Below are 21,425 nucleotides of genomic sequence, written 5' to 3' on the forward strand. Positions count from 1 at the left end.
TGGCTTACGTATGACACCAATTCCTCTTAAACAATTAGAGCTTTATGTGTTATCTTAATAGGTTTAATTGGATAGGAAGAAGGTTAATTTTGGAGGTTAAACTTTTAAACATAAAAATTTCACTTAATAATTTCAATATTTACTGATAAATATTATGTGAAATTAAAACGGATAAGGATTCAGCCATTGCCCCCCATCCAGAGTGACACATTCCCCATTCATATAGGACGCTTCATCAGAAAGCATAAACGCGGCCAAAGCGGCGATTTCCTCGGGTGTGCCAAGCCGGCCGAGCGGCACACTGTTCAGCGTGCGGGCCTTCGCTTTTTCCGATTCAAATAGCTTCTCTGCACCGCCTGTTCGTTCAATTGGACCGGGTGCAATCGCGTTTGTGCGGATTCCGTATTGACTGCCCCACTCTACGGCAAGAGTTCTAGTGAGCGACAATACGCCAGCTTTTGCCGCAGCGGAATGAACAACCCCCGCTCCCGCTCCCCACGCATATGTGGCGGCCATATTTAAAATAACACCCCTCTGCTGATGCTCAATCCAGTGCTTGGCTGCGGCTTGGCTGCAAAAAAACGTACCATTTAATACAATCTCAATTACCGCTTTCCATCCATTGGGCGTGAGCTTTTCTGCCGGACAAATAAAATTGCCGGCCGCATTATTAATAAGTGCATCAAGACGCCCAAACACACGTAACGCTTCTGCAGCCATTTGTGCTGCCCCAGAATCAGAACGGACATCCATTTGAAAACAGGCAACTTGGCCCTCAAAGGTTTCAATTTCTTTTTTTGTTTCTTCAAGTGCTTCATGGTTCCGCCCTGTTATCATGACATTCCAGCCTAATTCGGCCTGTTTTTTTGCCATTGCTTTTCCCATGCCGCTTGACCCGCCGGTAATAATAACAACCTTTTTTTCCATTGTATGATCCCTCCTGTTATGAATGAGTATTCATTCAATATTATTCTATCATTATATGCCAGCTGCTGTCAGCACATGCTGAGATGAGATTTTTTCAAGTTACAGGTGATATAATAGAAAAACTCTACTAAAGGTTGGTTTGAAATGAAAAAGATGTCCAGAAGACAATTTTTAAAAGGAACGCTCGGCGTTTTTGCGGCCGGGGTTTTAACGGCCAGCGGGGGATATGGCTATGCCCGCTATCTGGAACCGCATATGATTGAGACTACTAAACACACGATTAAAAGCTCTCTCATTCCCCATGGATTTGACGGTTTTAAAATCGTGCAGTTCAGTGATACACATTTAAGCGATTATTTTACGCTTGAAGACTTTAGAACTGTCATCCTGACGATCAATGAAACTAAGCCTGATTTAATTGTTTTTACCGGGGATATTATCGATAACCCTGATACGTATCAACATTATCAGACAGTGATTCCTTTTTTGAGAAAGCTGCAAGCACCCTTCGGCAAGTTTTGTGTTTACGGCAATCATGATCACGGCGGCTATGGAACCGATGCTTATAAAAGCCTGATGTCATCAGGAGGTTTTACGGTATTCCGCAATGCCTATCAAAAATTGGCGCTCACAGACGGCAGCGAAATTGAGATCGCTGCGCTCGATGATTTAATGCTCGGCAAGCCCGATTATGAAGGCACCCTATCGAAACTAAGCGAGAGGCTGTTTTCCATTCTGCTCGTCCATGAGCCTGATGCTGCCTTGAATACAAAAACATATCCTGTCAATCTGCAGCTATCCGGACACACACACGGCGGGCAGATCCAGCTGCCCTTCTACGGACCGCTTATTACGCCTCCGTACGGAAAAGTCTATACCGAAGGAATGTACCAAACAGGCGACACTCATATTTATGTGAACCGCGGCCTCGGGATGACGAGACTGCCTTTGCGATTTCTGGCTAAACCTGAAATCACAGTCTTTACATTAAAAAGCACAACTTAATGTAGCAGAATGGGTTCCTCATCAATACTTATAAATAAAAAAGGGAGGATGAGGAAACTGCTTACGTACCAGATTAAACAAGGCGATACACTCACCAGCATCGCGGCCGATTTCAGAATCAGCACCGCTGCTTTGATTCAAGCCAACCCATCGCTGCAATCAGGAGTTATCGCCGGACAGCGCATTGTCATCCCCGGTCTGCCGGACCCAAATACGATCCCATATCATATTGCAGTCTCTATTGGGGCTAAAACCCTTACTTTGTACCAAAATAATCAGGTAATAAAAACTTATCCGATCGCCGTCGGTAAAATATTGACACAAACACCAACTGGCGAGTTCTATATTATTAACCGCCAACGCAATCCCGGCGGCCCATTTGGCGCTTATTGGCTGAGCCTTTCAAGGCAGCACTATGGAATACACGGAACGAATAATCCCGCTTCGATTGGCAAGGCTGTGTCTAAAGGCTGTATCCGCATGCATAACAAAGATGTTCTGGAACTCGCTTCAATTGTGCCAAACGGAACAAGAGTCATGATTAACCGGTAATGTTTTCTTATTTGTTTCAAAAACAGGCGGTTTATAATATGATAAAGTGGGACCTTTAGGGTAAGGAGCGTTTTTATGGATATATTTAAAAATCGTAATTTTGTTCGTCTATTTTTCGCAGCACTCGCTTCTCAAATGGGCACGACAGTAGGCAACATGGCATTTGCTTTTTTCTTGCTGGACCGCTTCAGCAGCCAGCCTTCTTATACAACCTTGGCTGAACTGATGTATTCCCTTCCTACAGTATTTGTGTTTTTGCTTGTGGGAGTCGTTGCGGACCGGTTTGACAGAAAAAAAGTCGCGGAAAACTGTGATTGGATCAGAGCCGCCCTGACTGTCGTACTTTTTTTCACTTTATTTACCGGCAATATTCCTCTTGTTTTCTGTATATTGTTTGTCAGAAGCGCTGTAACCAAGTTTTTCTTTCCTGCAGAAAACAGTTTAGTACAAGCCATCCTGCCGAAGGAGCATTATGCGAAAGCGGCCGGGCTTAATCAGATGCTTTTTAGTATCTTTATGGTATTTGGCGTTGGAATCGGTGCTTTTATGTATAACACAATCGGAATTCATGGAGCGATTATTCTTGATTTTGTCAGCTTTATTATTTCCGGCCTGCTTATCCGCACCTGCCGGATTCCGAAAGAAGCCAGACAGCCGAACGGCACATTTAACTGGAGACAAGCTTCCGTCAAGGATTCGATAAACGATTTTAAGGAAGGCATTGTCTACATTTTAAAAAACAAGCTGCTGGCCTCTCTTATTTTCGGTTTCTTTGTTTTTGGTTTTGTGAACGGAGGATTTGCTGTATTGCCAATGTTTACAATGAAGTATGGACTGGCCCCCGACCGTTATGAATGGCATACATCCGTTTTTACGATCGCAATCGGGTTTGGGCTTTTGGCAGGAAGTGTGATCGGCACGTTAATCTCTAAAAAAGTGAAGCCTCACTTTTTAATGTCGGTGCCGATTTTAATTGCGGGCTTGCTGATTTTTGTCCTTGGCTACACCAAAGTTTTATGGGTGTACTATGCAACTACTTTTGTACTGGGGATGTGCATCGGTCCGGTAAACATCGCCATTGGGGGATGGATGCCTAAGATTGTCAATCCGAAGCTTATGGGACGTGTAAGCGGCTGGCAAGATCCTTTTATGATGTTTGCGCAGTCTTTGACACTTGGCTTAGTGGCGCTGTTATTCCCTAAGTTTGTATCAAACATCGATTATTTGTATTACGGCATGGGCGTTTTCATCTTAGCTGTTTTCATTTTCTATTTTGTCGCACTGCCAAAATACAGTGCGCAGGCTGTAGAAGTGAATGTACAGGAAACATTTCAGGCTCAGCCGAAAAAGAAAGCAAAATCTGTATAATATAAGTTGAAAATGCGCTTTTTTTCCATAGAAAAAGCGCATTTTTGCATTCAATATTTGCATTTCAACCTTAAAAAAGTATAATCTAATCATAAGAAATTTGATAAGAGCAAAGGAGAGAAATAATGGACGACCATGCATACTCGAAAGATCTGCAGCCAACCGTAGAAAATCTTTCAAAAGCAGTTTACACCGTGAACCGCCATGCAAAAACCGCCCCCAACCCTAAATACCTATATCTGCTGAAAAAACGGGCTTTGCAAAAGCTTGTCAAAGAAGGTAAAGGAAAGAAAATAGGGCTTCATTTTTCAAAAAATCCAAGGTTCAGCCAACAGCAATCGGACGTGCTTATCTCAATCGGAGACTACTATTTTCACATGCCTCCAACTAAAGAAGACTTCGAACATCTTCCGCATTTAGGTACACTTAATCAGTCGTACCGAAATCCTAAAGCTCAAATGTCTTTAACAAAAGCAAAACACCTATTGCAAGAATACGTCGGCATGAAAGAAAAGCCGCTTGTGACGAATCGCCAGCAGCCCGCTTATCATAAGCCTGTCTTTAAGAAACTCGGCGAGAGTTATTTTTAATAAAAAAAGCCGATGCCACTTATGGCATCCGGCTTTTTTTATTAATCGATCACATACGTATCCACTTTTTTAATCAGATCGCTGATTTCCGGCTTGCTGATTTGCTCATCGGCGCCGACCACTTCTCCCCGGTGACGCAAATCATCTGTAATTAATGATGAGAAAATCATAATCGGCACATCAGAACTCTTCGGATTGTCTTTAAGCAGCTTTGTCAGCCTGTGTCCGTCCATTTTCGGCATTTCAATATCACTGATGATCATATCGATCTGTTCTGTTAAATCATTGCCGCTTTCGGTAAGGTTCATGATATAGTCATATGCGTCTTTTCCATTCTCAAACGCTGTAATATTGTTGTATCCGGCTTCGGTTAATTCATCTTTTAAAAGACGCATCAGAAGCGGTGAGTCTTCTACAATGATAAGCTTTTTATCAGTTCTTCTTTCATCAAAGCCCTCGGTATGCATATTGTACGTATCAACACCTGAGTCTGATTCGATATCATAGATGATTTTTTCATAATCAGGCAAAAAGATCATCGTTTCTTCCAGTTTGATAATCCCTGTGAGGTGCCGCTCCATTCCTTGATTTAAGGAAGTCGGTTTTTCAATCGCTTCCCATGAAACCCTGTGAATTTGAGAAACAGACCCGACATGGAAAACAATTTTTCGCTTATTAAATTCGGTTACGATATACTTCTCGTCTTTTGATCCCTCAGGCTCAACTCCGAAAAAGGAAAACAGGCTGATGACTGGGAGAATTTCTCCTCTTAGTTTAATCATTCCTTCAACATGCTGGTGGGAGTGAGGCACTGATGTGACCTCGACAGGCTGAATAATCTCTCTTACTTTCATGACGTTAATGCCGAAAGCATTGCCACCAACGCCAAACTTCACAATTTCTAATTCATTTGTACCAGAATCCAATAAAATTTCGTATTGTTGTAACGACAATTCAATCCCTCGCTATTCGCATTCAGTATTGTACTGTATATATCGGCGCAAATTATAAAAAATGAATGGTGAGGCTCTTCAAAATCCTATTCTGGCGACAGTTATGCTGATAACCTTAAAAAAAGAAACTTTTTTCCTAATGACCATTGACTTTCCAACTGACAGTGATAAAATAGTCAAGGATTTTTCCAAAGAAGGGTGTAAATAATGGGTACTTTAGTAATATTTAAAGAAAATGAAATGACTGTTTTAGAGGATATCAGTGAAGAGACTTATCTTCATATGAAGAAAGAATCTGCTGATCTTCAAGAAGAGCATCCCCCGTACATGATTTGGCACGAAGACCTTCATTTTGACTATGGTTATTGATGAAATTGGCACATATAAACAATAATAGAACATGATACAATAAAGACAATCAAATCGCTGGTTGTCTTCTTTTTTTCTGAGAAGGAAGGTATGTTTAGTAAATAGGCGCATACAATCGAAATATATCGGTTAAAAAGGTGACAAATGGCCAGCTAGTGGTAAAATAGGAGAAACTCATTATATATATTAAGGTGATGAATTATGGAACATTTGCTGAATCCGAAAGCCAGAGAAATTGAAATTTCAGGAATACGCAAATTCTCAAATCTTGTATCTCAACACGAAAATGTCATTTCACTTACGATCGGCCAGCCTGATTTTTTCACGCCGCATCATGTGAAAGCTGCCGCAAAAAAAGCCATTGATGACAATGTTACGTCATACACTCCAAATGCCGGCTACCTGGAATTGAGACAAGCTGTTCAGCTTTATATGAAGAAAAAAGCGGACTTCAACTATGAAGCTGAAAGTGAAATAATGATCACAACGGGAGCGAGCCAAGCCATTGATGCAGCTTTCCGCACCATTCTGTCTCCCGGCGATGAAGTCATTATGCCAGGTCCGATATACCCGGGTTATGAACCTATTATCAATTTATGCGGTGCCAAGCCTGTCATTGTTGACACGACGTCTCACGGGTTTAAACTCACAGCCCGGCTGATTGAAGAAGCTCTGACTCCCAATACCAAGTGTGTCGTGCTTCCTTATCCGTCAAACCCTACCGGTGTGACATTATCTGAAGAAGAGCTGAAAAGCATCGCGGCTCTATTAAAAGGCAGAAATGTCTTCGTATTGTCAGACGAAATATACAGCGAATTAACATATGACAGACCGCACCATTCGATTGCAACACATTTGCGGGATCAAACCATTGTCATTAACGGCTTGTCAAAGTCCCACAGCATGACGGGATGGAGAATCGGATTTTTATTCGCTCCGAAAGACATAGCAAAACACATTTTAAAGGTTCATCAATACAATGTGTCATGTGCGTCCTCTATTTCTCAGAAGGCAGCACTTGAAGCTGTGACTAACGGATTTGACGACGCCCTGATCATGAGAGAGCAGTACAAAAAACGGCTCGATTATGTGTATGACCGCCTCGTGTCTATGGGTCTTGATGTCGTAAAACCGTCTGGCGCATTTTATATTTTTCCTTCTATTAAATCCTTTGGGATGTCTTCGTTTGACTTTAGTATGGCTCTTTTGGAGGATGCTGGTGTGGCGCTTGTGCCCGGCAGCTCGTTCTCAGCGTTTGGTGAAGGATATGTAAGGCTGTCTTTTGCATACTCGCTGGACACATTAAGAGAAGGATTAGATCGTTTAGAATTATTTGTACTAAAGAAAAGGGAATCGATGCAGACGATATAAACAACGGCGTTTAAGCCGTTGTTTTATTTTTTGGAAATGAGATTTTAAACGCTGTGCCTTTATCCGGCTGGCTGTCTACATGGATAACGCCTTGATGATTCTCAATGATATTAAATGTTACCATCAGCCCGAGTCCCGTTCCCTTTTCTTTTGTCGTTAAAAATGGTTCTCCAATACGGTTGAGCACCTTTTCAGGTATGCCCTCCCCTTCGTCCTTGACGGTAACATGAACAGAATGCTTATCCTCTGTTACGATAATGTCTACAGTGCCTCCGTCAGGCATAGATTCTACTGCATTTTTTATTAAATTAATGAATACCTGCTTTAGCTGATTTTGGTCCCCGTTTATATAAATGCTGTCTTTCTCATAACGGGTTCTGATGAAAATCCCGTTTAAATTCGCTTGGGTTTCCAGCAGCGCAGAGACTTCACCGATTAGTTTTTTCAAGTTCAAATGCTCTTTAACGGCATTCTGCTGGGGCTTCGCCAGCATCAGCAGTTCACTGAGTATTAATTCAATTCGGCTGAGCTCAGAGAATACAATGTCAAAATAATGTTCATTTCCTTCCATCGTCGGTTTCATCAGCTGTAAAAACCCTTTGATCGCGGTCAGCGGATTGCGGATCTCATGCGCGATTCCCGCTGCGAGCTGTCCTGCGATAGATAACTTTTCTGATTTAAGCATGAGTTCCTCTGTTTGTTTTCTCTCAGAAATATCACGCAGAATGACTTGGACAGCCGCTTCACCGAAAAAGGTCGTCGGAATGCAGACCATCTCCGTGTAGATGACCCTGTTCTGAAAGGTAAACCATGATTGTTTAACGATTTCCGATTCTGTTTTTTGCTCGGCAATGTTTTGGATTCTCTCTTTCACGTCCTCATGATCACAAGGGTGGAGCTGATCGTATATATTTTTGCCGATTAAATCCTCATAGGTCGCCGCTTCAAACAGCGAAATTCCCGACTCATTCATAAACACCCATTTCCCATTATGAATCACAGCAATAGTATCGATTGAATTTTGAATCAGCAGCTGATATCGTTCACGGCTTTTTTGCAGGATGGTTTGGAATTTTTTCCTTGAAGAGATATCGATTAGCAGAAGCAGTTCAGCCTGCTGGTTTTTGTAGACGGTCGGGGACGCTTTCACTTCTAAATGAACAGGTGTGCCATCAAGCCTTTTCCACGTCTGTTCAATCATTCCGACTTCCATTCCTTTTTGCATTCTTATAATTCTGTTTTTCACGATATCATGATACTCTTCCTCAATAAATTCATAGGACCATTTGCCAATAACAGCATCCTTGCTTTTTGCTCCCAGCATGGAAAGCATCGCGCTGTTTACATAGACGATTTTGCCGCTGACACTGATGCATAGCGGGCTTGGAAGATTTTCAACTAGCCGCTCATAATCATCCGTTATATATGTAGTTGATTCCGGGTTCTCAGGCTCAATTTCATGTTTTTCGCAGTTAAGAGGCTGATGCCCGGACTCTTCTTCGAGAATCTTCATTTTCAAAATGATTTCCCGTTCCGTCCGCTCAGCTCTCGTCGTCACAATTTCTACTGCAGCCTCCACCCATACAATCGTATGATCTTTTTTAATGAAACGAAAGGTGCACGGCATCAGATGATGTTCATTATAAAAATAGCTTTCAACTAAAAATTGGTCTTCCTCATGCAGAAATGTCTTGAGGAATGATCCGATCATTTCTCCCTGGAGATAACCCAGATACAGTTTGGAGTTGGCTGATATATAAATGATGCGTCCATTAGAAGCCAAGACTGCATGAATATCGGTTTTCGTTTGAAATGGCTTAACATACTGCGTATCCTGTTCCACAGAATCCCTCCTTTGCATGATCATCATGTTCGACATTTACAGATTGACTTTTACCTAGTATGATTCGCTAGAAAATGAGTATTCTCCTTCTATTCTTATAGTGATCTCTAATTTTTGAGGAAAAGAAAGGGCACACAATCTGTCAGATGTGCACCCTGTTTTTTATTTTTCGCTATTTTTCTTTTCGAGCTCTGCGTAAGCGTGTATGGCTCTTTTGGCGATAATTTTATTGATTTTATCGTCATCATCTACTGACGGCACAACGACACTAAAGGCGACCTTAGGTTTTTTTGACGGATAATAACCGACAAATGTTAAGTTATACGTTTTTTTCCCCCACCAATTCCGATTTGTGCCGTAATAAAATGTTTCTGCTGTTCCAGTTTTTCCCGATACATCTTCTGTAAAAGTATTTTTAGCTGTTCCTGAAGAGGTTACTAATTTCATACCTGTTTGCACTTGCTGCAAATCACTTTGGGAATTATTGATCTTATTCAGCACTTTAGGTTTCCTTTGCTCGATTGCCTTACCGAGTTCATCTTTTTTGCCTGGCTCATGTATGCTTGTGACGATTCTAGGCTGTACACGGTACCCTCCGTTTGCAATCACAGAAATGTACTGCGCCATCTGAAGCGGTGTATATGTATCATATTGACCGATGGCCAAGTCTAAAATTAGTCCCCCTACGGCATCAGGTGTCGTCTGCATACCGGCAGATTCCTGCGGCAGATCAATGCCTGTCTTTACGCCCAAGCCAAACTGGCTGTAGTAATTTCTCATTTTGAGCAGATCCTTCTGATCAGCAGGAAGCGGTCCATGCGGCTTATACGTTACCCCAGCTATATGCATAGCAACATTAAACATATATACGTTTGAACTTTTTTGCAAAGCCGTTAATTCATTGATGGTTCCCATGTTCATATAGGATTTCTTAGGCCTATTATTTCCTGCAAAATACAGAGGTGTATCAACAAAATATTTATAATGCGGGATACCATCTTGATAGCCGGCGAGAACGGTTGCACCCTTTACTGCTGATCCCATTTCATATTGGGTTGTAAAAGCACCGATCGCATAATCTTGAATCTTATTTGTTTCTAAATCTATCTTTTTTCCTGCCATCGACAAAATATCGCCGTTATTCGGATCCATCATCACAACAAAGGCCCGGTCAAGCATATAGTTTCCGCGTGCGCGGCTATTTCTCACTTCTTCTTCCACAATCTTTTCTACCTTTGCCTGCAGCTCCATGTCAAATGAAAGCCGAAGATCATAGCCCCTGCTGCCTTTGTCGATTGTTTTCTGGCTGACGACATTTCCTTTATTGTCTTCCACGTATTCCACTTTTTCTTTATGAGAATTTAAATAGTCCTCATATTGATACTCCAAATAACTTTTGCCGACTCTGTCATTACTCGCATAGCCTCTCGTAACATAAAAGTCTTTCCGGTCGCTGAGCAGCCCTTGATCAGGTGTTGTGACACCTCCAAAAACGGAATAAAGTGTTTTGTCATAAGGGTATTTTCGTGTCCAATCGTTTACGACATCTATCCCCGGCAGCTCTTCTAAATGCTCAGACACAATAGAAATTTCATCATATGTTAAATCATTTTTCGGTCTTTGCGAGGAGTTTTTCTTTTCATCAAGCAATGATCCGTTTTTGCCGTTGCCGTTGCTGTCATTTGGGTCCATCGCTTTTACAATCTGAGGTTCATACGCATTCCCGCTTGAAAATCTTGTGTATATGGCCGCGGTTTGCATAGCTTCGTCATCCCGCTGAATGGCCTTCAATTCTTTAGCCGGGACGCGTTCCACTTGAAGCTTGTAAGCCTGTGTCCCCTTCAGATTGCTTTCAGATTCCTTTAACAGGCGGGCGGCTTTTTTCGGATGAGAAGCGAGCCAGTAATCACGTAAATCTCTATCCTTTAAAAATTCGGTATCAATATCGATCAAAGCGGCAAGCCGTTTAGCTGTTTTGATTTTGTCCTTTGTTTTTGTGCTTGATGTTGAGACATACACAATTTCCGGAACGCTCTGGTTATCAACAGCCACTTTCTCGTTTCTGTCATACATCTTTCCCCGAGGCGCTGGATAATACGCTGTTTTCGCATTAGCTTTCTCAGCGTTTTCTTCATGCTGTTCGCCTTCGACAATTTGAACAACGCCAAGCTTAAAGATTAATGCAGTAAATAGAACAAAGACCGCTAGGAAATACAGATTCATTCTGATTGCTCTGCTTCCTTTTCGCTTTTTCTTTGGTTCACGTCCTATTTCAGTCACTTCTGGTTACCCCTCTCAAATCATTCAATATATTTACATATACTGTTTTTAATTGTAACACCTTTGTAATAGTTGTTACAGCGAAAAGGGATAAAAAAAGTTGTCAATAATGAAATACATTAAAATATAACTAACGATTCAAAAAATAGGAAGCTATGTAACTGTGAGATAAAGTCACTACATACGCATGACTCGCTTGTCATCAGCGGTTCAGTGCGTTTTGATTACAAAAATGACAATCATCATTTGTCAAAGGAAAGTGATGGATTCTTTATGACAAAAAAGCTATGTTATGATTTTTTTGTAGAAAACAAACAACTCTAGGAGGTTACGAACTAATGAAAAAAGCATTTATTTTATCTGCTGCCGCTGCGGTTGGATTATTCACATTCGGAGGCGTACAGCAAGCATCAGCGAAAGAACTCTCCTGCCAGCCTGTGGTAACGGTCAAAACGGGGAACACAGTGCAAAACCTTACGCTTAAGGATGTAGTGAAAAAGCTACATATTAAAACAAATATAAAAACACTAAACGCGGCGAATGAAAAAGAGCTTGAGCAGCTCCTTCAAAAGCATGCGAAACAATCCAACATGAAGATTCAGGATGTTCAAAAACCGGAAGCAGTAAAGCCAGCGCAAAAGGCTCCTGAAAAAGCCGCTGATCAAAGCACTGCTGCTAAAGCACCGGCTACTGCTGAAAAAACAAGCAATAATACAACAACAGCTGCACCTTCATCTGTAAGTGAATATGAGAAAAAAGTTGTTGAGCTGACAAATGCTGAAAGACAAAAACAAGGTTTAAAACCGCTTCAAATTGATGAAACATTAAGCAAATCTGCACGTGCAAAATCACAGGATATGAAAGACAAAAACTATTTTGATCACCAAAGCCCAACTTACGGCTCACCGTTTGATATGATGAAATCTTTCGGAATCAGCTACAAAACAGCTGGTGAAAACATTGCTAAAGGACAAAAAACACCTGAAGAAGTAGTAAAAGCTTGGATGAACAGTGAGGGCCACAGAAAAAACATTCTTAACCCTAACTTTACACACATCGGTGTCGGTTATGTTGAATCCGGCAGCTACTGGACACAGCAATTCATCGGAAAATAATAAAAAAGAGATTGCCTGTTTTGGACAGGCAATCTCTTTTTTATTATTTTCCCTTAAAATATCCATTCTCCTGTAATAAAATAAAAGAAAGACTAAAACGGACAGTGTCTTTCTCATGTTCCACACAAGAAATTCTTCTCAAAACACAGCCGAATTTGTTCTTCTCGACCAACTTTTCGAAGAGGATCATCTGCTTCGAAAAATTGATAAACACATAGACTTCTCTTTCATCATTGAAAAGGTGAAACACTACTACAGCGAAAACAAACCAGAAGGTTTTTTCTATTTAGATCACCGCACAACAGATATGAAATACAACATTATCACAAGATACCTATGTCACACCTGGAAATGTCCATGATTCTGTGCCTTATCTTGACCGATTAGACCACCAAATCGCACGATTTGGGTTTCAAGTAGAAGCCGTCGCCCTTGATTCCGGATATTTAACGACTCCGATCTGTAAAGGATTATCTGACCGTCATATCTTTGGTGTCATCGCACATAGGCGTTACCATCCTGCCAGAGGCTTATTTCCAAAATGGAAATTTCATTACGACAGTGAACAAGACAGATATATTTGTCAGAACCAGCAAACCCTTACATACTTAACAACTGACCGAAAAGGCTACCCATCATATAAATCAAATCCTGAAATATGTTCCTTCTGCCCGCTGCTTGAGAACTGCACAAATCAAAGAACCATCAGAAAGTTATTACTCGGCATGTATGGGAAGACCATAAAGAAAAGGTCAGACAAAATCGCTTGTTTGTTTCAGGAAAAAACCTCCTGTTGAAAAAATGGCTGAGACGGCGCAAAAAGTGCTGAAAACCAGTGAACCCGGAGACGGCAAAATCTTTATTTAATACTTTTTATAATAAAAAAGTAGAATTTACCTATTTTTTCGTTGAATACTTCTTCAAAATTTATTAATATAGTAAATAGGTTTCTAAATAAAGGAAGAAAGGAAGTTTAAATTGAAAAAAATTGTAATGACACTATTCATAGCTGCTCTTTTGACATTAGGGATTTTCTCAAACAGTTCAGAAGCGTTAGCCATGACTTCAAAAGGAGCAATTAAATTTCAAACAGATGCCAATACTTACTCAAAACACGCTACTTCTATTGTCGTAACAGGTACTATGTCCGGAAGGCATGCTGAGCTAAACAACGGTGTTGTAGTTGCTCTTATAAATAAAAAAGGAAAATTAGTAAAAAGAATAGATGTTGATCGCCGTAATATTCGCAGTTTTAGAGTAAGCTTTTCAACAAAAAATATTCCAGCAGGCAAGTATGATGTGCTGGTATCAACGACTTGGGGACATCAAACCTTTACAGGAGAACTGAAGCACTATATTACTGTACAACATTAAAATTCATATTATTACGTTGATTTCATCTGGAATTCTCAAAAACAGCATGTAATGATGAAATCTCTGAATCGAGGATGTTTTCGTAAATCTCTTGGATTTTTACGATACATCCTCTTTTATTTTCAGTTTTGCTAGAAGGCTAATCTGTAGAGTTTCAATTTCGGATCCAAATTATTATTGTTTTAATTGCGGGAATACGAACTCGAATTCATAGTTTAAATCAAACATGATAAATCCTACTGTAGTAAAGTTGTATTAATCCTAATGATTATTCGGCAATCCCCCTTTTGATTTTATAATAGACAGTCTGCATCAAATAAACGAGGGGAATTTTCAAAATTATTCACAGTAGAACATTATAAATGGATACACGTTAATACATTATCCTGCCAAGTTCCTGTCTTCATTAAAGGCCCTAAGAATACAAGGTTTGCAGATCATTGTTTACAAAACACCATCAACAATACCGTAAGCCTTCGCTTCCTCGACATCCATAAAATAGTCGCGTTTCATGTCTTCTTTTAGTTTTTCCAGCGGCTGACCCGTCCGTTCATGGAAAAATTGCTAGATTTTGTCCTTCAGCTTAATGATCCGTCTCGCAAAAATCTCCATGTCCATCGCCTGTCCTTTGACACCGCCAAGCGGCTGGTGAATCATGATTTCGCTGTTTTTAAAGGCAAACCTCTTTCCTTTCGTTCCGCCCGCGAGAATGATCACTCCCATCGAATCCGCCATCCCGACGCAGATTGTGCGAATATCCGGTTTTACATATTCCATCGTATCTAAGATTGCATATCCGGCAGAGGTTGATCCACCCGGACTGTTGATATAGACCGAAATGTCCTTTTCATTGTCTTCTGCTGACAAAAATAGCAATTGGGCGGTTATACGGTTAGCGAGATCGTCCGTAAATTCAGAGCCGATCATTATGATACGGTCTTTCAAAAGCCGTGGAAAAATATCGTAGGATCTTTCTCCTGCCGCTTTTTTTCAATTACATAAGGAATTGGTGTTCATACCTTTTAACCTCCTAATGCTTATGCAGGACGGCTGTGAAGCGCTCGAAAGCGAGGTCCGTTTCGCGTATTCAAACAGGCGGTCCGGATCATGCAGTACAATCGCGTCGATCAAAAGGCTGGCGTGTCCTGAGCCGCTCTCGAGTTGGTCACCTTGAAACAAGAGTTAGCTAAAAACTATCAAATATTTGAAACCCCTGAACAAGAGTCATTTGAGTTTACTTATTTTTTTCCCGAACAAGAAGAACAGCTCAAAAAAGAAGCTCTCTTTTTAACATTGGGTTCCGAAGCTATCATTGAAGCGGTTAGACAAAAATGCGGGAATTTACAAGTGCTAACTCACCAGACAGAAGATTGCCCCGTCGGGCAATCTCAGACCGTTGACAAAACAGGTCGGATCTCTATGATCCGACCTGTTTTTATCCAATTTATTCTATTTTTCCGTCGAATAGGCCGGCGTATTGGTCCTTTCCAAGTCCAATTCGCCAGTTTTTTAGATTCATGGCAGCAAAAACAAGCATCGCCTGCATGGACAATTTTTTCTTTCCCCGCAGGGTTGTCCAGCGCCGACCATGCTTGTGCTTTAAATCCGCAAAAACCCGTTCGATCGTTTCTTTGCGTTTGGCATAGATTTGCCTATTCTCGTCCGTGTGCCGCAAATGATCGACCTCATCTAAATGATCTTGCCAAAGATGCCGATTAATTATTTTTTGGTGATTTCGACTTTCCATACATTGATTCAGTAATGGGCAGTTCACATCGTTTTGGATCTGACGCATATACCCGGTAGCCTTCTCGGTTGGTTGTGCGATAAGTCAGAACGTGGTTTTCAGGACAAATGTAAGCATCGTAGTATTCATCGTAGACATATTCGTGTTTTCTCAGAATCCTTTTTTCGTTTGCGGTCGGGTGTAGGGCATGACAGGGCGAACATTTTCATCACTTAGAAACTTCGCGATAAATGGTGTCTTATATCCAGCATCAACTGCGACTGTATCAGGCTTGGCAACACGTTCTTTTATTTGTTGGAACAAAGGCGCAAACACTTGACTGTCATGAATATTCGTCGGCTCAACAACCGTCCCCAATACAAACCCGTTCCGATCACAAGCTGTATGAAAACCATAAGCAAAAAGGCGTTCCCGTTCACCCTTAACAAAATATCCGCTTTCAGGGTCTGTCGTACTTTCTTTTATTTCTCGTTTCTCTGAGCATGTTCTGGGCTTCAAAGGTTTTTTACCGTTCGCTTCACGATTGGCGTTAATTTCTTGATCTAGCAGCCCCTGATAAGCCCTCGTTTCTTTTCGTTGGTTTATTGGATGTGGATTCTCTGAAAAAATCCCTAATTTTTCAACCTTCAGTAAAAACTATGAACGTCGTTTTCATGACACCGATCTATTTGAAACCATCTTTTATTAAATCTTGCGTCAAGCCACATCGGTTTCAATTTGCTTAATGGTTTCGCGCATGGAGCGATGGCCAAACACGTATTGAATCAGGACTATTTTGATCAATACGACAGGATCAATGCTTGGACGTCCTTTTGAAGAATAAAGAGGGGTAACTTTACCATAAATAAACGAAAAATCCATGGCTTCTTCCATCTTCCTGACCAAATGATCTTCAGGGACAAGTTCACTTAAGGTAACGACTTCGGAGCTGTTCACGCTGATCTTTTGAGTGCTTGGACAACATGGTAAAACCTCCAAAAACTAGATTCATTTACATTTTAACAAAAAAAGCTTGTCGATGAAGCCACTTTTTGTGACTTTGTCGACAAGCTGAGATTGCCCCGTCGGGCAATCTTTTTTATTTCACCCAAAGCTTATAAATGCTTTGAGTCCCGCTGTTTTCTTCCCCTTGTTCCGGAAGCTTGTCGTATAATGATTTGGCCAGCGTCAATCCGGGCATCTCTTCTCCCATGAGCTCTGCTTCTTCAAGAGCAATTCCCATGTCTTTAATAAAGTGTTTAACGTAGAAGCCGGGTGCGAAATCACCTTTCAGCATACGCGGGGCGAGATTTGATAATGACCAGCTTCCTGCCGCTCCAGTTGTAATGCTCTTCAGGACATTTTCCGGCTGAAGGCCTGATTTTTGGGCATAAGCCATCGCTTCGGCTACACCGATCATACCTGCTGCAATCGCGATTTGATTACACATCTTTGTGTGCTGGCCGCTCCCTGCCGGCCCTTGATATTGAATATTCTCTCCCATTAAAGTGAAGATGGGCAGGCAAGCTTCAAACGCTTCTTTTTCCCCTCCGACCATAATCGCCAGTGTTCCGTTTTGCGCGCCGATGTCACCTCCTGAAACAGGTGCGTCTAAGGCAAATAATGATTTTTCTTTGGCTGCCTTCGCAATTTTTTTGGCTAACGACGGTTTGGAAGTCGTCATATCAATGAGATAAGCGCCTTTTTTAGCATTTTCAATAATTCCGCTGCTGCCGAAATACACTTCTTCTACATCACTGGGATAGCCTACCATTGTAATAATGATATCCGCTTCTTTCGATAGTTCTTTTACAGTGTCTTTCCACACCGCGCCTTTTTCCAGTATGCTGTCCGCTTTTGCTTTTGTCCGGGTATACACCAATACGTGATGTCCATCTTTAAGGATATGTGAAGCCATACTGTTTCCCATTACTCCAAGACCGATAAAACCGACTGTTTTTTTCAAGTAAATTCCCCCAGACGTTAGATTTCATTTAGTTAAAATTTATCATTTTCTAGACTACCATATCTAGTAATCATATAGTAGAGTCTAAAAAATAAAAAAACCCAAAACTTGAAAAAGTCTTGGGTATCCAATGATGATTATAATGTAAATTTAGCAATAGCGTTCATAAGCTCTTGGCTTGCATGTTTTAATGTATCAGTTGAGTGTTTGACTTTCTCAAGCGTGATCAGCTGTTCATCGGTTGAGGCGTTGACTTCCTCCGCTGCAGCAGCCGATTCCTGTGATATAGCTGAGATGCTTTGAATCGCTTCAGAAATGGCAAGCTGTTCTTCACTCATTCTTTGTATTTCTTCGTAAATTTGATCAATACCTTGAACAAGTGACTGCATTTCCGCGGTGATGGTGTTTAATACTTCGCCAGTCTCATGAATTGCACTGTTTTGTTCATCATTCATTTTACTTGCTTCGACCATTGCATGGGAAGCCTCTTTTGTTTCAAGCTGAATCAACTTCACTGTCTCACTGATATGCTTGGTGGAAAGCGCTGACTGCTCGGCAAGCTTCCGCACCTCTTCAGCCACGACAGCAAATCCGCGTCCGCTTTCACCGGCTCTGGCTGCTTCAATACTGGCATTTAAGGCAAGTAAATTGGTTTGATCCGAAATATTTGAAATCGCAGTAACCACTTCTTCAATATTCTTCGTTTGACTTTCCAAATCCAACAGCATCGTTTCGACTTTCTTTGTTTCCGTATTGGCTTCGTTTGATTTCATCAGCAGCTGGCCGAGCGCGTCAAGCCCTTTATAGCTTGCATCCTCTGAGGATTTTGAACGTGCTTTTATGCCGCCTGCCTGATCCGCAATTCGTCTGATTTTAGCAGACAGGTTTTCCGATTTTTCGTTAATGGTCTCAACTTCTGAAGCCTGTTCCGTTGCCCCGGCTGCCACTTCTTCGATCGCTTTTGCAATTTGTCCGCTCGTTTCATTGGTTTCAGCGGAGACAGCTGTTAATTGTTCAGAGGTGTCAGACACTTTTCCTGAAGAATGTCTGACTTGCTCCACCATTTCCTTCATGTTTTCAACCATCTGATTAAAGTCTCTTGTTAAAATGCCGACTTCATCCCTCGTCTTTGACTCTGCATGCACTGTCAAATCGCCTGCAGAGACGGCCTTTGTTTTTGCAATCAGCTGCTGGATCGGCCCGGTTATTGTTTTGGCGAGGAAGTAGCTGAGAATAATCGTCACCGCCAGCGCGATGAGTGAGATGAAAAGGTTCGCCCGATTCATTTTATCTGAAATCCACATTAATTGATTTGTGTCAAATTGTGTTCCGACTTTCCATCCCGTTTCTCCAACCGTTTGATACACAATCATTTTTCCCTTTGCATCTTGTATCCCGTTTTTGTCAGATGCAATGGTTTTTAATGTTTGGTCCTTGGAGATATTTGTTCCTTGGTTTGACGGATGTGCTAAAAGATTGCCGCTTGCATCAGCTAAAAAAGCAAAGCCATTGTATGGCACCTTTTGCTTATTTACCATGGTCTGGATGGAAGAAAGTTTCAGATCATAACTGGCAACGCCTATCACCTTCTGCCCGTCAAGAACTGCTTTTGAGGCTGTGACGATCATTTCTCCCGTCACGACATCTTTATAGGGTTCCGTCCAGACGACTTTATCGGGTGTTTCAGCCGCGCGCTTATACCATGGTCTAGAAACCGGATCATAATCTTTTGCAAATTCTGCTTTCGGATATGTAAACATTTCTTTTTTTGCGGTTCCTATATAGGCCATCGCCACATAATCATCGTTTTCTTTAATTTGTTTAATGTCATCATTAAACAGCCTGGCAGCTGCTTTACTTGAGTTTGTCACAAATGCACGTGTTAACTCTCCATTTGCCAATCTTAACAGCGAAATGTCATAACTCTTTAATTGCAGTTCGATATTTTGTTCAAGCGAGTTTGTTACGTTTTGTGTCGTGTTTTTCCCATCCTCTGTAATCATCGGTTTTAACGTCCGGTAAGAAGAAAGCATCAAAAGAACAACTGTGACGACTAACATGATAGAAACGAAAACAGCAATCTTCATGTGAAGTTTTTTAAACAAACCAATCCCCTCCTATTTTCTATATCGGCCTTTTCACCCAAAAAATGAATAAACATAAAATAAATTATAATGAAATCACAAGATATTTACTGAAGATTCAAACAGATTGTTTTTCAGCAGTTAGGATTACGATATAATAAACAGCACAAGGAGAGTGATTGTCATTTTTAAACAGATGTATGTCCATAATGGCATTAAATTTGAGCGGCTGACGATCAGAAATTATTCAAGAACAGACATTGAGGGATTGCTTTCTCTGCAGAAAGAGTGTTTCCCCCCTCCATTTCCGCAGGAATTGCTGTGGTCAGAAGAACAGCTTGACAGCCATATCAACACCTTTCCGGAAGGCGCCTTATGCGCGCTGGTTAATGGTGAAATCGTCGGTTCGATGACTTCCCTTATCGTGCAATTTGATCCTGATGCTCCCGAGCATACATGGGCGGAGACAACAGATAACGGCTATATTACATGTCATGATCCGCAGGCAAATACGTTATATGTAGTTGATATTTCGGTTTCACCGCATTACCGGAAGCTTGGAATAGGAAAATGGCTGATGAATACAATGTATGAATTAGCCGTTGAAAAGCGAATGGAACGGTTACTCGGCGGCGGACGTATTCCTTTTTATCATAAGTACGCACATGAGATCAGTGCTTCACAATATGTAGAGGATGTTATAGAAGGAAAAAAGAAAGATCCTGTACTGTCATTTCTCCTCCATTGCGGCCGTTCACCGCTCTGCATCGTCAGCAATTATTTGGACGATGAAGAATCCTTGAATTACGGGGTTTTGATGGAGTGGAAAAATCCCTTTTTATGAAAAAACGAGCTGTAAAGCTGACAGCCCGTTTACGTGAAATATTCAATTTTTGCATTAGGAAAATACGTATCGATATAAGATTCAAGCGTTTCCCGAAGCACATGCTCTTCATCTTTCTGATAAATATATTTTCCGATCCCGTAGCGTCCCCATTTATAGCGCCGCTTTTCTTCATCTAACTCAAGCTTTGTTTTTGGATAATTCTTCTCAATGACTCGTTTCGCCGGCTTCGTAAATCGATGCTGAATCAATTCAAAGGTAATATCATGTCTGACATCCTGCGGCAAAGCGGCATCAAGTTTTTCAAACAGATGTCTGTATCCTTCCTCCCAGCCTTCATGGATGTAAATCGGCGCAACAATAAAGCCTAGCGGGTAGCCTGCTTTCGCTACTTTTACAGCCGCTTCAATCCGTTTATCGAGAGGAGAGGTTCCCGGCTCAAAATTCTTAATCACATAGTCAGCATTTATGCTGAATCTGAATCTTGTTTTCCCGTTATGTTTCGCATCCAAAAGGTGATCAACATGGTGAAACTTCGTGACAAATCTGAGCTTGCCAAGCTCACTCTGTCCAAAATGTTCAATGGCGTGCTTGAGCGTATGTGTCAAATGGTCGATGCCCACAATATCCGAGGTACATGAAGCTTCAAACCTTGTAAACTCCGGTGCACGTTCTTTCATATACTGATCCGCCTGGTCCAAGATTTCTTCGACATTTACATAGGTTCTGATATAGGGTTTTGTTCCCATTGTGGTTTGTAAATAGCAGTAATGGCAATGCCCCATACAGCCTGTCGCAAACGGGATCGCATATTCAGCTGACGGTTTTGAAGAATCAAACTTTAATGTTTTTCGGACACCGATTACTAAAGTTGATTTTGCATTACGGTATTGCTGAAGATGGTTTTTACCAGGAATATTGCGCACTTGGTTATGGGACGTCGTTTCTCTGATTTCGATGCCCATTTTTTCAAATTTATCATGTAATTCCTGTGCCAATGGATATTCCATTGCTCTCGGTTCAATATAAACGAGCTGCGGAACAAATGGGTTCTGCAT

At 41.3% G+C, this 21,425-nt stretch carries 16 protein-coding genes and 5 pseudogenes; 11 read left to right on the forward strand and 10 right to left on the reverse strand.

The genetic code is table 11. The annotated features are described in order from the left end of the window. Positions 1-162: 162 nt before the first annotated feature. Positions 163-927, reverse strand: coding sequence for a 2,4-dienoyl-CoA reductase (fadH, locus tag ACQVGS_RS14530; RefSeq protein WP_151174984.1), 765 nt, complete (start codon positions 925-927; stop codon positions 163-165). Positions 928-1,071: 144 nt separating this feature from the next. Here fadH and ACQVGS_RS14535 point away from each other — a divergent pair, with 144 nt between their 5' ends. The 4 genes from ACQVGS_RS14535 (at position 1,072) to ACQVGS_RS14550 (ending at position 4,442) form a co-directional block, all read left to right on the forward strand. Beyond that, positions 1,072-1,932 (forward strand): metallophosphoesterase, encoded by an 861-nt coding sequence (locus ACQVGS_RS14535; protein ID WP_400152323.1) that lies wholly within the window; start codon positions 1,072-1,074, stop codon positions 1,930-1,932. A gap of 57 nt (positions 1,933-1,989) precedes the next feature. Then, the gene (locus ACQVGS_RS14540) at positions 1,990-2,484 is read left to right on the forward strand and encodes a L,D-transpeptidase family protein (protein ID WP_081638296.1); all 495 of its coding nucleotides are present in this window, start codon (positions 1,990-1,992) and stop codon (positions 2,482-2,484) included. A 75-nt stretch (positions 2,485-2,559) separates the two neighbouring features. Beyond that, positions 2,560-3,852, forward strand: a complete 1,293-nt coding sequence (locus tag ACQVGS_RS14545) for an MFS transporter (protein ID WP_127695343.1) — start codon at positions 2,560-2,562, stop codon at positions 3,850-3,852. A gap of 125 nt (positions 3,853-3,977) precedes the next feature. Next, positions 3,978-4,442: a YkyB family protein gene (locus ACQVGS_RS14550; protein ID WP_044156084.1), complete on the forward strand. Its 465-nt coding sequence runs from the start codon at positions 3,978-3,980 to the stop codon at positions 4,440-4,442. Between the two features lie 41 nt (positions 4,443-4,483). Here ACQVGS_RS14550 and cheV read toward each other — a convergent pair whose 3' ends face one another. Then, positions 4,484-5,395, reverse strand: a complete 912-nt coding sequence (gene cheV / locus ACQVGS_RS14555; RefSeq protein ID WP_024121210.1) for a chemotaxis protein CheV — start codon at positions 5,393-5,395, stop codon at positions 4,484-4,486. A gap of 207 nt (positions 5,396-5,602) precedes the next feature. Between cheV and ACQVGS_RS14560 the strand changes: the two genes are divergently transcribed. After that, a complete protein-coding gene (locus ACQVGS_RS14560; protein ID WP_003238943.1) occupies positions 5,603-5,764 on the forward strand; it encodes a hypothetical protein in 162 nt (53 codons plus the stop codon). A gap of 201 nt (positions 5,765-5,965) precedes the next feature. Beyond that, positions 5,966-7,149 (forward strand): annotated as a pseudogene (locus tag ACQVGS_RS14565) (aminotransferase A). Here ACQVGS_RS14565 and kinA read toward each other — a convergent pair. Both kinA and ACQVGS_RS14575 read right to left on the reverse strand, forming a co-directional pair. Continuing rightward, complete coding sequence (gene kinA / locus ACQVGS_RS14570) at positions 7,146-8,978, reverse strand: sporulation histidine kinase KinA (RefSeq protein WP_095714840.1); 1,833 nt, start codon at positions 8,976-8,978, stop codon at positions 7,146-7,148. The pseudogene ACQVGS_RS14565 and the gene kinA sit on opposite strands and share 4 nt — an antisense overlap. Positions 8,979-9,140: 162 nt before the next feature. Continuing rightward, on the reverse strand, positions 9,141-11,258 hold the full coding sequence (locus ACQVGS_RS14575) for a peptidoglycan D,D-transpeptidase FtsI family protein (RefSeq protein ID WP_400152327.1): 2,118 nt from the start codon (positions 11,256-11,258) through the stop codon (positions 9,141-9,143). A gap of 338 nt (positions 11,259-11,596) precedes the next feature. On the opposite strand from ACQVGS_RS14575, the gene ACQVGS_RS14580 reads away from it, so the two are divergent. The 3 genes and pseudogenes from ACQVGS_RS14580 (at position 11,597) to ACQVGS_RS14590 (ending at position 13,747) form a co-directional block, all read left to right on the forward strand. Further along, positions 11,597-12,373 carry a CAP domain-containing protein gene (locus ACQVGS_RS14580; RefSeq protein WP_400152329.1) on the forward strand — a complete coding sequence of 259 codons (777 nt, stop codon included), beginning with the start codon at positions 11,597-11,599 and terminating at the stop codon, positions 12,371-12,373. Positions 12,374-12,578: 205 nt separating this feature from the next. Next, positions 12,579-13,163: pseudogene (locus ACQVGS_RS14585) on the forward strand (transposase); the annotation flags it as partial. A gap of 188 nt (positions 13,164-13,351) precedes the next feature. Next, complete coding sequence (locus tag ACQVGS_RS14590; protein ID WP_101865211.1) at positions 13,352-13,747, forward strand: hypothetical protein; 396 nt, start codon at positions 13,352-13,354, stop codon at positions 13,745-13,747. Between the two features lie 444 nt (positions 13,748-14,191). On the opposite strand, the pseudogene ACQVGS_RS14595 reads toward ACQVGS_RS14590, so the two are convergent. Both ACQVGS_RS14595 and ACQVGS_RS14600 read right to left on the reverse strand, forming a co-directional pair. Further along, positions 14,192-14,754: pseudogene (locus ACQVGS_RS14595) on the reverse strand (ATP-dependent Clp protease proteolytic subunit). A 477-nt stretch (positions 14,755-15,231) separates the two neighbouring features. After that, positions 15,232-16,064 (reverse strand): annotated as a pseudogene (locus ACQVGS_RS14600) (transposase); the annotation flags it as partial. Positions 16,065-16,077: 13 nt separating this feature from the next. Between ACQVGS_RS14600 and ACQVGS_RS14605 the strand changes: the two are divergent. Then, complete coding sequence (locus tag ACQVGS_RS14605; RefSeq protein ID WP_445817418.1) at positions 16,078-16,182, forward strand: hypothetical protein; 105 nt, start codon at positions 16,078-16,080, stop codon at positions 16,180-16,182. Positions 16,183-16,190: 8 nt separating this feature from the next. Here the strand turns inward: ACQVGS_RS14605 and ACQVGS_RS14610 are convergent, their stop codons facing one another. The 3 genes from ACQVGS_RS14610 to ACQVGS_RS14620 all read right to left on the reverse strand — a co-directional run bounded on the left by ACQVGS_RS14610 (position 16,191) and on the right by ACQVGS_RS14620 (position 19,544). Next, a complete protein-coding gene (locus ACQVGS_RS14610; protein WP_396022359.1) occupies positions 16,191-16,367 on the reverse strand; it encodes a transposase in 177 nt (58 codons plus the stop codon). 205 nt (positions 16,368-16,572) lie between these two features. After that, the gene (locus tag ACQVGS_RS14615; protein ID WP_400152331.1) at positions 16,573-17,439 is read right to left on the reverse strand and encodes an NAD(P)-dependent oxidoreductase; all 867 of its coding nucleotides are present in this window, start codon (positions 17,437-17,439) and stop codon (positions 16,573-16,575) included. A gap of 137 nt (positions 17,440-17,576) precedes the next feature. Next, complete coding sequence (locus ACQVGS_RS14620) at positions 17,577-19,544, reverse strand: methyl-accepting chemotaxis protein (RefSeq protein ID WP_400152333.1); 1,968 nt, start codon at positions 19,542-19,544, stop codon at positions 17,577-17,579. A 157-nt stretch (positions 19,545-19,701) separates the two neighbouring features. On the opposite strand from ACQVGS_RS14620, the pseudogene ACQVGS_RS14625 reads away from it, so the two are divergent. Continuing rightward, positions 19,702-20,404, forward strand: a pseudogene (locus ACQVGS_RS14625) (GNAT family N-acetyltransferase). On the opposite strand, the gene splB reads toward ACQVGS_RS14625, so the two are convergent. Further along, complete coding sequence (splB, locus tag ACQVGS_RS14630; protein ID WP_024121198.1) at positions 20,397-21,425, reverse strand: spore photoproduct lyase; 1,029 nt, start codon at positions 21,423-21,425, stop codon at positions 20,397-20,399. The pseudogene ACQVGS_RS14625 and the gene splB overlap by 8 nt on opposite strands.

The sequence above is a fragment of the Bacillus sp. SD127 genome, from assembly GCF_058566445.1.

Coding starts and splice junctions, on each gene's coding strand:
- fadH (WP_151174984.1), bottom strand. CDS start 927: ATGGAAAAAAAGGTTGTTATTATTACCGGCGGGTCAAGCGGCATGGGA.
- ACQVGS_RS14535 (WP_400152323.1), top strand. CDS start 1,072: ATGAAAAAGATGTCCAGAAGACAATTTTTAAAAGGAACGCTCGGCGTT.
- ACQVGS_RS14545 (WP_127695343.1), top strand. CDS start 2,560: ATGGATATATTTAAAAATCGTAATTTTGTTCGTCTATTTTTCGCAGCA.
- ACQVGS_RS14550 (WP_044156084.1), top strand. CDS start 3,978: ATGGACGACCATGCATACTCGAAAGATCTGCAGCCAACCGTAGAAAAT.
- ACQVGS_RS14560 (WP_003238943.1), top strand. CDS start 5,603: ATGGGTACTTTAGTAATATTTAAAGAAAATGAAATGACTGTTTTAGAG.
- ACQVGS_RS14580 (WP_400152329.1), top strand. CDS start 11,597: ATGAAAAAAGCATTTATTTTATCTGCTGCCGCTGCGGTTGGATTATTC.
- ACQVGS_RS14610 (WP_396022359.1), bottom strand. CDS start 16,367: ATGGAAGAAGCCATGGATTTTTCGTTTATTTATGGTAAAGTTACCCCT.
- splB (WP_024121198.1), bottom strand. CDS start 21,425: ATGCAGAACCCATTTGTTCCGCAGCTCGTTTATATTGAACCGAGAGCA.